The organism is Aurantimicrobium sp. MWH-Uga1 (assembly GCF_003325955.1).
In the GTDB taxonomy this organism is placed as follows: Bacteria; Actinomycetota; Actinomycetes; order Actinomycetales; family Microbacteriaceae; genus Aurantimicrobium.
The window spans coordinates 1,313,590-1,328,576 of the sequence record NZ_CP030929.1; the positions used below are offsets into that span (position 1 = coordinate 1,313,590).

A 14,987-nucleotide genomic window follows, 5' to 3' on the forward strand; every position below is an offset into this window, starting at 1 on the left:
AATCAAGAGGGATAAAGACCTAAATTGTCACCCTCAGAATTCAAGGATAACGAGGCACGTCGTGCCCAAGTATGTGGTTGGCCCACACAAAAACGGGCACAAACACAACGATACCCCCGTTTTGGGTTGACAAACAAGTGGAATCGGGAGTAAAAAAAGATAAACAAACATTTCTGTTGGTTCTCAACAGAAATACCTCGACGACGGAGTCCCATGTACGCACCTGAACGCCACCAGGCCATTTTGGCTAAGGCGCGTCACGCAGGTCGTGTGGAAGTCCGCACTCTCGCGGAAGAACTTGATGTCACTCCCGAAACAATCCGTCGTGATCTCACCGTCTTAGAACGACGAGGCCTCTTGCACCGTGCACACGGTGGAGCTATCCCAGTGGACCGCCTCAGTGTCGAACCCGACGTGACCTATCGCGAAGGTGTTCTCTCCGCAGAAAAAGAACGCATTGCACGGATGGCGCTCTCCGAAATTCCCGCAGGCGGCTCCATTATCTTGGACGCGGGAACAACCACCGCACGTCTTGCCGCGCTCCTTCCCCAAGACATCGAACTCACTGTTGTCACCAACTCCATCCCCATTGCTGCAGTTTTGGCCACTCGACCCAACATTCAGCTGCATCTCCTTGGCGGTCACGTTCGCCCCATCACCTTGGCCATGGTTGGGTCTTGGCCAGAAGATGCTTTGAAATCCCTCTCCGTTGATGTTGCCTTTCTCGGCATCAACGGGCTCACACCTGAACGTGGACTCACTACTCCCGACTTGGAAGAAGCGCGCATCAAGAGTGCATTCGTCGATGCAGCACGACGCACCGTCGTGCTTGCGGACCACACTAAGTTTGGACGTGAAGATTTTGGCCACGTTGCACCGATGAGCCGGATTGATACGGTCATCACCGATAGCAATATCGACAACGAGCACTTACTCGAAATCGAAATGTCTGGCCCAGATGTGGTGGTGGCATGATCATCACTGTGACCGCTAACCCCAGCTTGGACCTCACCCTTGAGGTTGAGAAGTTTGAGCAGGGTGAAGTGAACCGTTCAACCAGCAAGCACAAAGACCCTGCTGGCAAGGGAATTAACGTTTCTCGTGCCCTGCACAAAAACGGCGTCGACACTGCCGCTGTCTTTCCCGCAGATGCCTCTGTAGGTGTCTGGATTGAAAAGGCCCTGACTGAATCTGGAATCCACACCATCACCACTCGAATCAATGATGAGGTTCGCCAGAACATCACCATCGTTGATGCTCAGGGCGACACAACCAAGATTAATGAGACTGGCCCCTTACTCATTGCAGAAGAAGTCTCTTCACTCCTGGCCCAGATTGCTGGCCTGCTGGAAGCCCAACCAGAGTGGCTCGTTGCTGCAGGAAGTTTGCCTCCAGGCCTGGATGGCTCCTTCTATGCTGCGTTGGGCAAGCTCGCTCACGAACACGGTGTGCGTTTCGCAGTAGACAGTTCCGGCTCTGCATTCAAGGAAATTGCACACGCGGGTGTAGCCGATGTGATGAAACCTAACCACGAAGAGTTAGAAGAATTAGCGGGCCGCGAGCTTCCCACCGTCGGAGATGTTGTTGACTTTGCCAAGACCATGCTTGGCAACCCAGATGCCGCCATAGTGGTGAGCCTGGGCGAAAACGGGGCCTTGCTCGTGAACAGCCGCGGAAGCATCTGGGCTGGCCACGAACCTGTTACTCCTGAAAGCACTGTCGGTGCAGGAGACAGCACACTCGCCGGATATCTCAGTGCTGATGTCTCACTTTCGGAAGAAGAATCTGACTCTGAAGCTGGCGATATTGCTCGTATCTCAACAGCTGTCGCTTGGGGCTCGGCCGCCGTGCAGTTGCCTGCCACCACGGTTCCAGGTCCAAAAGACATTACTATTACGGCAGTTCACACTGTTGTTAATCCAAGCCACACCACCGCAATTAAGGAGCTCCACGTATGAGTGCACTAACTACCGAGGACATCGTCATCGTTGGTCTTGTTGCCGAAACCAAAGAAGACGCAACCCGTCAGTTAGCTGTGAAGCTCGCCAACGACGGCCGAGTCACCGACCTCGATGGTTTCCTCGCCGATGTTCGCGCCCGCGAAGAACAGATGGCGACCGGACTTCCTGGGGGCATCGGCATTCCTCACGCACGTTCGGCTCACGTCACCGTACCTTCAGTTGCCGTCGCTACGAGCGTTGACGGCGTGAACTTTGGTGCAGCTGATGGACCCGCACACTTGATCTTCTTGATCGCTGCACCAGATGGTGCAGATGACAAGCATCTCCACATCCTCGCTGCGCTGGCTCGCAAGCTTGTGCACGAAGACTTCCGTCAATCCCTGCGCGACGCCAACTCTGGTGCCGAGATCGCAGCGATTATCACCCGAGAGGTACAGCAATAATGACCAAAATTGTCGCAGTAACATCCTGCATCACGGGTATTGCCCACACCTACATGGCAGCTGAGGCTCTCGAGCAGGCGGCCAAGAAGGCTGGCTACGAGATCACTGTAGAGACTCAGGGTTCTGCAGGCTCATCCCCCATGAAGCAGTCCACGATTGACGAAGCTGATGTTGTCATCTTCGCTACCGATCTTGAGGTCAAGGACCGTTCACGTTTCAACGGTAAGCCTTTTCTTCAGATCGGTGTGAGCAAGGCTCTTGCAGACGCAGAAGGCGTCGTTGCTCAGGCTGTGTCATCCATCGCCACCCTTCCCAAGGATGGCGGAGCTGCACCCGCAGCACCGAAAGCTGCTCCTGCAGCCGAAAAAGCACCCAAAAAGGACTCTGGTGACAAGCCTGGTTTCTTTGGTCGCCTCTTCGGAAGCAAGTAGCAGATTCCCCACAGAGTTCCTGCTGAGACGGCAGGTTCAGTAATACAAATAAAAATGCAATGAGGCATTGGAGGCCACAATTGTCTAGTAATTCAGGAACAGGAACACGCATCCGCCAATGGCTGATGACCGGTGTTTCCTACATGATCCCCTTCGTGGCGGCCGGCGGTATCCTTATCGCTCTGTCGTTCGCAATCGGTGGTTATGACATCGTTTACCAGGACCAGGGAGAGTTCCTGGCAGCGGGCTTCAACCCACTGTCGGCACACGACTGGGCCTACGTCATGTTCGCCGTTGGTGCAGCAACCTTCGGCTTCCTTGTACCCGTGCTGTCAGGTTTTATTGCGTACGCAATTGCTGACCGTCCAGGTCTTGCTCCCGGTTTCGTTGGTGGTGCCATCGCTGGTACCGTTGGCGCCGGATTCCTCGGTGGTCTGATCACCGGTTTCCTCGCAGGTTTCGTCGCACTCTGGCTCAGCCGCCTCAAGGTTGCTGGCTGGTTCCGCCCCATGATGCCTGTTGTTGTGATTCCTTTGATCGCAACCTTCGTCACCGGTGGTTTGATGCTTGTCATCCTCGGTGGTCCACTGAAGGCTCTCATGGACTCGCTCAACGCTTGGTTGACCGGTCTTTCCGGTGGAAGCGTTATCCTCCTAGGTATCGTTCTCGGTCTCATGATGGCTTTCGACATGGGTGGTCCCGTCAACAAGGTGGCTTACACCTTCGCAGCAGCTGGTCTTACTGAGGCCGGCGCAACCGCTGCTGACGACGACGTTCGCTTCGTTGTGATGGCTATCGTTATGGCTGCAGGTATGACACCTCCTCTGGGTCTCGCACTCGCGACTGTTCTCCGCAAGAGCGCATTCTCGAACGCTGAGCGTCAAAACGGTAAGGCTGCATGGGTTCTTGGTGCATCCTTCATCACCGAAGGTGCTATCCCCTTCGCTGCTGCTGACCCCATCCGTGTGATTCCTTCGATCATGATCGGTTCTGCAACTGCAGGTGCTCTCGTTGGAGCATTTGGCTGCACCCTTCGCGCACCTCACGGTGGTCTGTGGGTATTCGGCCTCGTAGGTAACTGGCCAATGTACCTGGTAGCTATTGCTATCGGTACCGTCGTTACCGCTCTCCTCGTTCTCGTCGCAAAGAACATCAAGCCTGGTGTATCTGACGAGGAGCTGGAGGAAGCAGTTGCCTAAAGCTCAGAGAACAGTCACCGTTGGTTCGCGTGTGGGACTGCACGCTCGCCCCGCCAGCACTTTTGTGCAGGCAGTGGCAGCAACCGGTCACAATGTGACGATTACCAAATCAAACGGTGATGACGCAGACGGTGCAAGCATCCTCTCGGTACTCGCTCTGGCAGTTGGACACGGTGAAGAAATCGTGCTCGATGTCGAAGGCGACAACGCTGAGGCCATTGCAGACGAGCTGGCTAGCCTGCTCACGTCTGACCTCGATGCTGACTAATCGTTAGCAGGGCTCTTTGGCCCGTGGGTTCCGATAAGGAATCCACGGGCCTTTCCCTTTAAGCTGACAGGTATGAAAAAGGCACTGGTGTGGGCGCAACAGCGACGCCCCTATCGTGTCTACAAGATTTACAGCGCCGCAGGAGGAAACCTGCTGGCGGCAGGTATGTCATTTCAGGCGTTATTTGCCACCTTTGCTGCTGTGTGGGTTGGATTTAGCCTGAGCGGGATTTACCTCCACGAGAGACCCGAACTCAAGAACGCCATCATCGATTTCATCAATACTCAAATCCCCGACCTAATTCGATCAGGCGGACCTATTGATCCACATGTTCTTGATTCAGCTACGAGCCTGGGGTGGACTGGTGGAATTGCCGTTTTAGTGGTCTTGTACACCGCAATAAATTGGCTCAATTATGTGCGCACGGCGGTCCGTACCATTTTCGCTTTGCCACCATCCAGATTGAATTTCGTTCTGCTCAAGCTCTATGACCTGGTGTTGGCATTGGGTTATGGAATCTTTGTAGTTCTCACGGCAGCACTGACGGTGGTTGTCACCAATCTGGCAAACCTCATCTTCCCCGCGATTGGAATCATCGATGAAAACGGGTGGGGGAAAATAGCTTTTCAAATTGGCGGTTTGGTCATCGTTTATTTCTTTGACGTGGTGATGTTAGCTCTGATGATGAATGTTCTCAGTGGCGTTCCCATTCCACTTCGCAATCTACGAGATGGGGTGCTTCTCGGCGCACTGGCATTGACACTGTTGAAGGTTGCAGGCTCGTTCATTTTGACAAGAACAGACAGCAACCCCCTCCTAGCAAGCTTTACTGTGTTTATCGGGTTGCTGATCTACTTCAATTTCGCCTCTCGAATTTATTTGTTTGCGACCAGCTGGGTTGCATTGAGCATGCAAGACGAACAGGTAGAAGTTCGAGACTTAGGGTGGATTGTTCCCCACCGTCACTCCTCTGACTAGCCCTAGACTTGAAACCATGTCTGTACGCATCGCCACCGTCAATGTCAATGGCGTTCGTGCCGCCTTCCGGAAGGGAATGGACCAGTGGCTTTCCAGTCGCAATGTTGACATTCTTGCCTTGCAAGAAGTGCGTGCATCTACCGAAGATCTAGCTGAGCTATTGGGTCCCGAATGGAACATTCTGCATGATGCCGCCAGTGCGAAGGGTCGTGCAGGGGTTGCCTTGGCCAGTCGCAGCAGTGCAGAGATTCACCGCGTCAGCTTGGGTGCTGACGACTTTGATACAGCAGGTCGCTGGCTTGAAGCAGACTACAAAATTGGCGACAAGATTCTTACTGTGGTGAGTACCTATGTTCACTCAGGCGAGGTAGACACCCCCAAACAGGTAGAGAAGTTCAAGTTCTTAGAGGCGATGCAAGAGCGCCTACCCGAGCTCGAAGCACACACTCCCTACGCACTGGTCGTGGGAGATCTCAACGTCGGCCACACCGAGCTTGATATCAAGAACTGGAAAGGCAACGTCAAGCGGGCAGGATTCCTACCCGAAGAACGCGCCTACTTCTATCGCTTTATGGGCCCCAAGGGTGAGATTGTCACCGGTCCTGACGGTTCCACTGGGACCGGCCTTGGTTGGGTTGATGTGGGCCGCCAAGCAGTCGGCGACGTGCCTGGCCCCTACACCTGGTGGTCCTGGCGTGGGCAAGCATTCGATAACGATGCGGGCTGGCGTATTGATTACCATTTAGCAACACCAGCCTTGGCTGCCCTTGCCTCGAATTACAGTGTTGATCGCGCAGACACCTACGACACTCGCTGGTCAGATCACACTCCCGTTGTTGTCGATTACAACCTCTAGGACATCATGAGTAACAAACCTGTCATTCTCTCCGGCATGCAACCCTCGAGCGATTCGTTGCACCTTGGAAACTACATCGGTGCGTTGGGTAACTGGGTGACCATGCAGGATGAATTTGATGCCTTTTACTGCGTTGTTGACCTCCACGCCATCACGGTTCCTCAGGACCCTGCAGAACTTCGCGAGCGCACCCGCTCCACTGCCGCACAGTACATTGCTGCCGGAATCGACACCGACAAATCAACGTTGTTCATTCAGTCTCACGTACAGGCACACACCCAAATTGCGTGGGTGCTCAACACCATCACCGGATTTGGTGAAGCAAGCCGCATGACGCAATTCAAGGACAAGTCTGCGAAGCAGGGTGCTGATGCAGCTTCGGTGGGTCTGTTTACATACCCCATCCTCATGGCAGCGGACATCCTTGCATATCAAGCAAACGTTGTTCCCGTAGGTGAAGACCAACGCCAGCACCTGGAACTCACTCGTGACCTCGCCACGCGTTTCAATGCACGTTTTGGTGAAACCTTCACGATTCCTGAAGGCTATATTCTCAAAGAGACTGCCAAAATCTTTGACCTACAAAACCCCACAGCCAAGATGTCCAAGTCGGCCGAGACAGAAGCTGGTCTGTTGAAAATCATGGATGACCCCGCTGTCACGGCAAAGAAGGTCATGCGTGCTGTCACAGATGCTGATGGTGAGATTCGCTTTGACCGGGAGAATAAGCCCGGTGTAGCAAACTTGCTCACGATTTTCTCTGTGCTGTCAGGTCGCAGTATTGATGACCTGGTCAATGAGTATGCAGGCGGTGGCTACGGAGCTCTCAAGAAAGATCTTGCCGAGCAGATCACAGCGAGCTTTACTCCCATCCGCGAGCGCACGAACGAACTGTTATCTGATCCCGCTGAGCTGGATCGACTGTTAGGTCAGGGCGCTGATCGTGCCTCTGAAGTGGCAGATAGGACCCTGACGAAGGTCTATGACGCCATCGGTTTACTCCCCCGCTACCACGGCTAGCCTCGCACGCTCTCAGCGAATTCACACCCCAGCCTTAGGTGGGAATAACTCTAGGGAGTAGACTGTTATCTAGAGCAACGCGCTTCGGGGTCAGTGAAAATCTGAGCCGGCGGTGAAAGTCCGCGACCCTCATGCAAAAGCCACCCGGCTGGAGGATGAGGTTGATTCGGTGAAATTCCGAAACCGACGGTTAAAGTCCGGATGGGAGAACGCGCGGGGTAGGTGTAGTCAGTGACCCCTGCCCAGTTCGGATGTCATTTTGGCACCCGTCTACCCGAAGCATGCCTCTAATTCAGAGAGAGCACCCGGTAGATGAACGAAAAAGACACCACGCAGGCCGAACAGGCCGCTATGCGTCGTGCCATCGTGCTTGCCGGGAACGGCCCACACTATGGCGTGAATCCCCAGGTGGGATGCGTTGTGCTCAACCCTGCTGGAGAGATTATTGCCGAGGGGTGGCACCGTGGTGCCGGCACAGCTCACGCTGAAGTAGATGCGTTAAGCCAGCTCACGCCAGAACAGGCGAAAGGCTCAACCTTTGTGGTCACCTTGGAGCCCTGTAACCACACCGGCAGAACGGGTCCTTGTGCACAGGCTTTGATTGAGGCTGGCGTAGGACGTGTTGTGTACGCCGCTACAGACCCAGGTCATGACTCCTCTGGCGGGGCACAGCGTCTGCGTGACGCAGCTATTGAGGTTGTTGGTGGCTTGCTCGAAGCGGAAGTGGAAGAACTTCTCGAAGAGTGGATGCTGGCAGCTCGCTTACACCGTCCCCACGTCACTGTGAAGTGGGCGTCTAGTTTTGATGGCCGTGCTGCAGCAGCTGATGGTACGAGCCAATGGATTTCTGGTCCACAATCGCGCGAGCGTGTTCATCTGCAGCGTTCTGCAGCAGATGCCATCATCGTGGGAACAGGAACGGTTTTGGCAGATAACCCTTCTCTTACTGCGCGCACCACCTCTGGCGATCTTCACGAGCACCAACCGATTCCTGTCATTATCGGGAAACGTCAGATTCCTGGAGATGCTCAGATTTATCAGCACCCTCTCGAACCTCTCGTGATTGGCCACAATGACCTGCATGGCGCATTAAGTGAAATGTTCGACCAAGGTATTCGAACTGTCTATGTCGAAGGTGGCCCCACCTTGGCCAGTGCATTCATTGCGCAGGGGTTAGCCGATCGTCTCTACATCTTCCAAGCACCTGTGTTGCTTGGCGGCGACAAGCTTGCCCTGGGAGATCTCGGAGTATCCACCCTGTCTGAACGTATCGATCTTGAGGTGAGCTCAATTGAGAACTTGGGTGAAGACATTTTGATTACTGCTAAACCACTCAGGAAAGGGGCCTAAACCATGTTCACTGGCCTGATTGAAGAACGCGGAACAATTACCGCAATAGAAACTTTGCCAGATGCGGTGAGACTCACAGTCACCGGACAGAAAGCACTCTCTGGAGCCCAGCAGGGTGATTCCATAGCGGTTAGCGGAGTGTGTCTGACGGTGATCGAACACGATGCCACCTCGTTCACCGCTGATGTGATGCAACAAACCCTCGATATGTCTACCCTTAGTGGCGCACAGGTGGGCTTGGCGGTTAACCTCGAACGCGCTGCTGAGCTTGGTAGTCGCCTGGGCGGCCACATCGTGCAAGGTCATGTGGATGGAACCGCAGTGGTTCTCTCCATTACTCCTAGCGAGGATTGGACAGTAATTCGCTTTAGCCTCAGTAGAGAGCTTGCTCCCCTATTGGTAGATAAAGGGTCCATCACCGTTGATGGTGTTTCACTCACTGTGAGCAACATCAGTGACCCTTCAGAATCCGACCAATGGTTTGAAGTTTCTCTCATTCCAGAAACACTCACAGTGACCACGCTTGGCCTTCGTGCCGTTGGCGATGCAGTCAACCTCGAAACAGACATTATTGCCCGACAGGTCGCACGCATGCTGGCCTTCCTTCCCCAACAGAATGTAGGTGCCTAACATGGCTCTGACACCCATCCCCGAAGTTCTTGAAGCTCTCAAGGCTGGACGCATCGTGCTTGTGGCCGATGACGAAGGCCGCGAAAATGAGGGCGACGCCATCATGGCGGCAGAGTTCGCCACCAAAGAATCCATTGCGTGGATCGTAAAAAACTCCTCCGGTTTGATTTGCGCCCCCATGTCACGCGACGTGGCAGACCGCCTCAACTTGCCCATCATGGTTGAACACAACCAAGACACACGCAAGACCGCATACACGCTCACTGTGGATGCCGCTCACGGAGTCACGACAGGAATTAGTGCATCAGATCGTGCGCTCACACTCAACGTTCTTGCGAACCCACTCTCCGTCTCCCACGACTTGATTCGCCCTGGACACATTCTTCCGCTTCGTGCTGTTGATGGTGGTGTTCTTGAACGCCCAGGACACACTGAAGCAGCCGTCGATCTTCTCCGTATGGCAGGTCTTTCTCCTGTTGGTGTTATAGCGGAAATCGTTGATGAAGATGGCGACATGATGCGCATGCCCGGCTTGGAAAAACTCGCTGACAAAGAAAACATGCCGCTGACCACTGTGGCCGCACTGATCAACTACCTAGAAGCTCATCCTCTCCCTGCGCGTATTGAGGGAGAGATGGATAAGGACCGTGTCGTATTTGAAGTGGAGACAAACGTCCCCACCGAAAATGGCACCTTCCGTATGCGCGGATATCGCGATCGCACCACCGGCACTGACCACGTCGCTATCGTGGCAGGAAACCCCGGCGGTGAAGACGTTCTTGTTCGCGTTCACTCTGAATGTCTCACCGGTGAAGCTCTGCATTCACTCAAATGTGAGTGTGGACCGCAGCTCGATGAAGCATTGCGCATGATTGAAGCCGACCCCAACGGTGGTGTGGTGCTGTATATGCGTGGTCAAGAGGGTCGCGGTATCGGCCTGGTGAACAAGTTCAAGGCCTACCAACTTCAAGAACAAGGCTTGGATACCCTTGATGCCAACCTCGCATTAGGCCTCCCTGCTGATGCGCGCGATTACACCGCTGCAGCGCGAATGCTCTCAGATATGGGAATTCGATCAGTTCGCTTGCTTAGCAACAACCCTGAAAAACAGCGTCAACTCGAAAAATATGGAATCAGAATTAACGGCCTGGTTCCTCTGATCGTTGGTCTAGGTGAGTTCAACACTGGTTACCTCAACGTGAAGCGCGACCGTATGGGACACCAGTTACCTGGCATCCTTCCAGCAATTGAACCAGCTGTCGCCGCCAAGGAGGTCACCGCATGAGTGGAGCAGGCTCCCCCACAATCTCTGTTGATGCAACAGGACTGAACATTGTTATTGTTGCCGGGCAGTGGCATGACGTCATCACTGATGCGATGATTGCATCTGCCCAGCGCACCATTGAGGCAAGCGGCGCATCGCATTCACTTGTGCGCGTGGCAGGAAGTTTTGAGCTTCCTGTGGTGTGTAAAGCAGTCTTGGATGCCGGTGCAGATGCTGTTGTTGCTCTGGGAGTCATCATTCGTGGTGGCACCCCCCACTTTGAGTTTGTCTCCGATGCAGCAACCTCAGGACTCACCCGTGTGGCACTCGATACCGGAAAGCCTGTTGGCTTTGGAGTGCTCACCTTGGATGATGAACAACAGGGTCTCGACCGAGCTGGACTACCCGATTCCACAGAAGATAAGGGTCAAGAAGCGGCACTCGCCGCCTTGGAAACAGCAGTTACCCTTCGAAAGATTCGGAACAAGTAGCTAGGCTGAGGATATGGAACTTTTAGTCACAATCCTCGTCATCCTTCACTTCATTGGTCTGTCCTACCTTTTGGGTGCATTCCTGCTTCAGATCAAAGACATCGCCAAGGGTAAGGGTCGCGTTGTTCGCGGCATGCTCGATGGTGCCTACACACAGTTGGTGACCGGTGTCGCACTGACAGGTATTTACTCTGCCGGCCTCATTGAAGGCGAAGAGGTCAACAACACCAAGATTGCCGTGAAGCTGTCTGTGCTCATTGTGATCATTGTCTTGGCCCTCGTATTCCGCAAGCGTGAGGTTGCACCTTCATGGGCACTATGGACCATCGGTGGTCTGACCTTGCTCAACGTTATTCTCGCTGTCGCCTGGTAGCTAGGACCTGATGAGCTCACCCCGCATGGGTCGTCGTTCATCGGCCCCTGAAAATTCTTCAACTGCACCCAAAGCCAGCTTTGGGCAGTTGATGCCCTACTTGCTTGAACACAAAAAGGTTCTTTCTTTCGTTATTGTGCTCAGCGTATTGGGGGCGGCCGCATCCTTGGCTCAGCCTTTACTGGTTGGTCAAGTAATCAACCGCGTGAGCGCCGGTGAGCTCATGGGCAACCTCGTGTGGTTGCTGATCGGCCTTGTTGTTGCCTCTGCGCTGATTAATGGCTACCAGCACTACCTCCTTCAGCGCACCGGTGAGGGAGTGGTTCTTTCCTCCAGGCGTCGCCTCGTGGCGCGAATTCTGCGGCTACCGATTAGCGAATTTGATACCCGGCGAACCGGTGACCTTGTTTCACGCGTGGGTAGTGACACAACTTTGCTCCGTGCCGTCTTGACCCAGGGTCTTGTTGAAGCCATTGGAGGTTCACTGACGTTCATTGGAGCCATCATTGCGATGGCCATTATTGACCCCGTTTTGTTGGGACTGACCGTCTTGGTGGTCTTCAGCGCGATCATCATCGTTACTGTTCTCTCTCGTCGTATTCGCGTCGCAAGCCGAAAAGCTCAAGCTAAAGTAGGCGAACTTGCTGCTTCTGTGGAGCGAGCTATTTCTGCCGTGCGCACCGTGCGTGCCGCCAATGCAACAGATCGAGAAATCAAGGTCGTTGATGATGAGGCCGAGGGCGCGTGGCGCATGGGCATCAAGGTTGCCAAGATTTCAGCTCTTGTTGTCCCTGTTGCTGGAATCGCCATGCAGGTAGCGTTCCTCACCGTACTCGGCGTGGGTGGTTTCCGCGTTGCTTCGGGGGCCATCACGGTAGCTAATTTGGTGACATTCATCTTGTTTTTATTCATGATGATCATGCCGCTAGGGCAAGCCTTTGGTGCGATCACCTCAGTGAACTCAGCACTGGGTGCTCTCGGGCGTATTCAAGAAATCATTGCCCTGCCCAGTGAAGGAGAGTTCGATCGTGAACTTGCTCCCCTGGCAACGTTAGATAACGGTGCACGCGGCGCAGTGAAGAACTCCCCCATCGCAGTGGAGTTTGTGGACGTTCGCTTCTCGTATCCTGTGCTGGTGCTTCCCGTTGAGGAAGATGAGAGTACGACCGATCCCACCGCCAAAATGTCTCGTGCTGAGAAAGCACGAATCAAAGCTGGTGGCGCAGCAGGTGAAGCTCTCGCCGAGGAAGCGAAGCCCCTTACTGAGGCTCCCGAGATCCTCAAGGGAGTTTCCTTTAGCGTTGCACACGGAACTCGTGCCGCTCTCGTCGGACCCTCTGGTGCTGGTAAATCAACCATCCTGGGTTTGATCGAAAGATTCTATGACCCTAGCTCGGGCGAGATTCGTGTCGGGGGTGTCGATATCAAGGCACTCGAGCGTGAAGATTTGCGTGCACAGATTGGCTATGTCGAACAGGATGCTCCAGTGCTTGCCGGCTCCCTGCGAGATAACCTATTGCTGGGTTCACCCGACTCAACAGATGAGGAGTGCATCGCAGTCTTGGCCGATGTAAACCTCACCTCTGTCCTCGAGCGCAGCCCCCTTGGCTTGGATGCTCCCGTGGGTGAAGAAGGTGTCATGCTCTCCGGTGGTGAACGTCAACGCTTGGCGATTGCTCGCGCCCTGTTAGCTGCACCACCCATTCTGTTGTTGGATGAATCCACCTCAAGCTTGGATGGGGCAAACGAGCAGCTCATGCGTGAGGCAATTGACCGTGTTGCACAAGATCGCACGCTGATCATCATCGCGCACCGCCTCTCCACAGTCGTTGATAGCGATCAGATTATTGTGCTGGAAAACGGTGCTGTTGTCGGAACGGGAACACATTCCGAACTCGTAAGGACAACTCCGCTATATAAAAACCTGGCCAAACACCAGCTATTGGTCTAGTCAATAAACACAGAATCCCCCTCCTTCCGAGGGGGATTCCTTATGTGTTTGAAACTTAGGCAAAAGGATTGGGAGTCATGGTGTACTTCACCGAGAGGTACTCGTTGATACCCTCAAAACCACCTTCGCGTCCCAAACCGGACATCTTGACACCACCAAATGGTGCTGAAGCGTTGGAGATCACTCCAGCGTTGAGGCCCATCATGCCGGTCTGTAGTTTCTCAATCAGACGCTGACCTCGCTGGAAATCTTCGGTGTAGACATAGCCGATGAGACCGTATTCGGTGTCGTTAGCGATCTTGATCCCCTCTTCTTCCGTTGAGAAGGTGGTAATTGAGAGCACCGGACCAAAGATTTCTTCTGTCATGATGTCTGCACCAGGCGTGACACCGGTGAGAACGGTGGGCTCATAGAAGGTTCCCACACCCTCAATTGCTTGACCACCGGTGAGCACAGTTGCACCCTTCGCAACAGCGTCCTGAACAAGTTCATCTGCTTTGGCCACAGCCTTTTCATCAATCAGTGGACCAATGCTGACGCCCTCTTCGGTGCCGCGGCCAACCTTCATTGACTTCACACGCTCGGTAACCTTCTTGGCAAATTCTTCTGCGACAGCCTCGTGGACGATGACACGGTTAGCTGCGGTGCAGGCCTGCCCGATATTACGGAACTTGGCAATCATGACGCCATCAACGGCCTTATCGAGATCAGCATCTTCAAAGACCAGGAATGGAGCATTTCCGCCAAGTTCCATCGAGGTGCGCAACATGTTTTCAGTTGCGAGCTTCATCAACGACTGGCCAACGCCGGTGGAACCAGTAAAGGAAAGCTTACGTAGACGTTTGTCGGTCACTATGGGGTCAGATACAGCTGCGGTGGTGGATGTCGTGAAGACGTTTACCACACCAGCGGGAACACCAACCTCTTCTAAGATCTTGACGAAATAGAGAGTTGTGAGTGGCGTTAGAGTTGCTGGCTTCACTACGACCGTGCAACCGGCAGCTAATGCAGGAGCAATCTTGCGCGTTGCCATGGCCAGTGGGAAGTTCCACGGCGTGATGAGGTAGCTGGGACCGACTGGCATGTGGGTCACGATGGTGCGACCTGTGCCTTCAGGGTTAGTGCCGTAGCGACCAGTAATGCGCACTGCTTCTTCGCTGAACCAACGAAGGAACTCCGAGCCATAGTTGACTTCACCGATGGCTTCCGCCAGGGGCTTACCCATCTCGAGTGTCATGAGAAGTGCAAACTCATTCTTGAGTTCTTGCACACGATCAAAAGCTTTGCGGAGAATGTCACTCCGTACCCGTGGAGGAGTTGCTGCCCACGCATCCTGTGCTGCAACGGCAGCGTCGAGTGCTTTCATTCCGTCTGCAGGTGACGCATCGGCAATGTTTTTCAACACAGCACCTGTTGCCGGGTCGTGCACGGCAACCGTCTTGCCACCTTCAGCATCAACCCACTGACCGTTGATGTACAACTGAGATGGTACCTGTGCAAGCAGTTCTGATTCGGAAATCGTTGACATTCTTCACCTTTTCTACGAATTCCTTATTCTATTCCCAAAATGGGTACGAAATAAAGAGGTCGTTAGGACTCAAACGATAATACAAGAAATGCCAGGATGTTGTCCCCGCAAAACCAGAGAAGGGAGAAGTGCGGGAGAAGAACTGACGTTACGTGGGGCCGCCTGCGGGAATTGAACCCGCGACCTATTCTTTACGAGGGAATCGCTCTACCAACTGAGCTAAGGCGGCGTGAACCGCCTCAGG

16 protein-coding genes, 1 tRNA gene and 1 riboswitch are annotated in these 14,987 nt (G+C 54.0%); of the genes, 15 read left to right on the forward strand and 2 right to left on the reverse strand.

What is annotated here, in order from left to right; all coding sequences use genetic code 11:
- Positions 1 to 213 precede the first annotated feature (213 nt).
- From AURUGA1_RS06470 to AURUGA1_RS06540, 15 genes are all read left to right on the forward strand, one after another.
- Entirely contained in the window at positions 214 to 975 is a 762-nt protein-coding gene (locus AURUGA1_RS06470; RefSeq protein WP_114129392.1) for a DeoR/GlpR family DNA-binding transcription regulator, read from the forward strand.
- A complete protein-coding gene (locus AURUGA1_RS06475) occupies positions 972 to 1,958 on the forward strand; it encodes a 1-phosphofructokinase family hexose kinase (protein ID WP_114129393.1) in 987 nt (328 codons plus the stop codon). Before AURUGA1_RS06470 ends, AURUGA1_RS06475 begins: the two co-directional genes overlap by 4 nt.
- A complete protein-coding gene (locus AURUGA1_RS06480) occupies positions 1,955 to 2,404 on the forward strand; it encodes a PTS sugar transporter subunit IIA (RefSeq protein ID WP_114129394.1) in 450 nt (149 codons plus the stop codon). The genes AURUGA1_RS06475 and AURUGA1_RS06480 overlap by 4 nt, the downstream gene beginning before the upstream one ends.
- Positions 2,404 to 2,835, forward strand: coding sequence for a PTS fructose transporter subunit IIB (locus AURUGA1_RS06485; protein ID WP_114129395.1), 432 nt, complete (start codon positions 2,404 to 2,406; stop codon positions 2,833 to 2,835). The genes AURUGA1_RS06480 and AURUGA1_RS06485 overlap by 1 nt, the downstream gene beginning before the upstream one ends.
- Before the next feature lie 80 nt (positions 2,836 to 2,915).
- A complete protein-coding gene (locus AURUGA1_RS06490; RefSeq protein ID WP_371412354.1) occupies positions 2,916 to 4,034 on the forward strand; it encodes a PTS fructose transporter subunit IIC in 1,119 nt (372 codons plus the stop codon).
- Positions 4,027 to 4,302 carry an HPr family phosphocarrier protein gene (locus tag AURUGA1_RS06495; protein WP_114129397.1) on the forward strand — a complete coding sequence of 92 codons (276 nt, stop codon included), beginning with the start codon at positions 4,027 to 4,029 and terminating at the stop codon, positions 4,300 to 4,302. The genes AURUGA1_RS06490 and AURUGA1_RS06495 overlap by 8 nt, the downstream gene beginning before the upstream one ends.
- A gap of 72 nt (positions 4,303 to 4,374) precedes the next feature.
- Positions 4,375 to 5,280 (forward strand): YihY/virulence factor BrkB family protein, encoded by a 906-nt coding sequence (locus tag AURUGA1_RS06500; RefSeq protein ID WP_114129398.1) that lies wholly within the window; start codon positions 4,375 to 4,377, stop codon positions 5,278 to 5,280.
- Between the two features lie 16 nt (positions 5,281 to 5,296).
- The gene (locus AURUGA1_RS06505; protein WP_114129399.1) at positions 5,297 to 6,136 is read left to right on the forward strand and encodes an exodeoxyribonuclease III; all 840 of its coding nucleotides are present in this window, start codon (positions 5,297 to 5,299) and stop codon (positions 6,134 to 6,136) included.
- A gap of 6 nt (positions 6,137 to 6,142) precedes the next feature.
- Entirely contained in the window at positions 6,143 to 7,156 is a 1,014-nt protein-coding gene (trpS, locus tag AURUGA1_RS06510; protein ID WP_114129400.1) for a tryptophan--tRNA ligase, read from the forward strand.
- A gap of 75 nt (positions 7,157 to 7,231) precedes the next feature.
- Positions 7,232 to 7,373: riboswitch (FMN riboswitch) on the forward strand.
- Between the two features lie 95 nt (positions 7,374 to 7,468).
- Positions 7,469 to 8,506, forward strand: a complete 1,038-nt coding sequence (gene ribD / locus AURUGA1_RS06515; RefSeq protein ID WP_240187355.1) for a bifunctional diaminohydroxyphosphoribosylaminopyrimidine deaminase/5-amino-6-(5-phosphoribosylamino)uracil reductase RibD — start codon at positions 7,469 to 7,471, stop codon at positions 8,504 to 8,506.
- Positions 8,507 to 8,509: 3 nt separating this feature from the next.
- Positions 8,510 to 9,136 (forward strand): riboflavin synthase, encoded by a 627-nt coding sequence (locus AURUGA1_RS06520; RefSeq protein ID WP_114129401.1) that lies wholly within the window; start codon positions 8,510 to 8,512, stop codon positions 9,134 to 9,136.
- A gap of 1 nt (position 9,137) precedes the next feature.
- The gene (gene ribB, locus AURUGA1_RS06525; RefSeq protein WP_114129402.1) at positions 9,138 to 10,421 is read left to right on the forward strand and encodes a 3,4-dihydroxy-2-butanone-4-phosphate synthase; all 1,284 of its coding nucleotides are present in this window, start codon (positions 9,138 to 9,140) and stop codon (positions 10,419 to 10,421) included.
- Positions 10,418 to 10,891 carry a 6,7-dimethyl-8-ribityllumazine synthase gene (gene ribH, locus AURUGA1_RS06530; protein WP_114129403.1) on the forward strand — a complete coding sequence of 158 codons (474 nt, stop codon included), beginning with the start codon at positions 10,418 to 10,420 and terminating at the stop codon, positions 10,889 to 10,891. Before ribB ends, ribH begins: the two co-directional genes overlap by 4 nt.
- Before the next feature lie 13 nt (positions 10,892 to 10,904).
- Entirely contained in the window at positions 10,905 to 11,264 is a 360-nt protein-coding gene (locus AURUGA1_RS06535; RefSeq protein ID WP_114129404.1) for a hypothetical protein, read from the forward strand.
- A 10-nt stretch (positions 11,265 to 11,274) separates the two neighbouring features.
- Entirely contained in the window at positions 11,275 to 13,215 is a 1,941-nt protein-coding gene (locus AURUGA1_RS06540) for an ABC transporter ATP-binding protein (protein WP_114129405.1), read from the forward strand.
- A gap of 55 nt (positions 13,216 to 13,270) precedes the next feature.
- Here the strand turns inward: AURUGA1_RS06540 and AURUGA1_RS06545 are convergent, their stop codons facing one another.
- Positions 13,271 to 14,743 carry an NAD-dependent succinate-semialdehyde dehydrogenase gene (locus AURUGA1_RS06545; protein WP_114129406.1) on the reverse strand — a complete coding sequence of 491 codons (1,473 nt, stop codon included), beginning with the start codon at positions 14,741 to 14,743 and terminating at the stop codon, positions 13,271 to 13,273.
- A gap of 153 nt (positions 14,744 to 14,896) precedes the next feature.
- A tRNA-Thr gene (locus AURUGA1_RS06550) sits at positions 14,897 to 14,972 on the reverse strand.
- Positions 14,973 to 14,987: the final 15 nt, after the last annotated feature.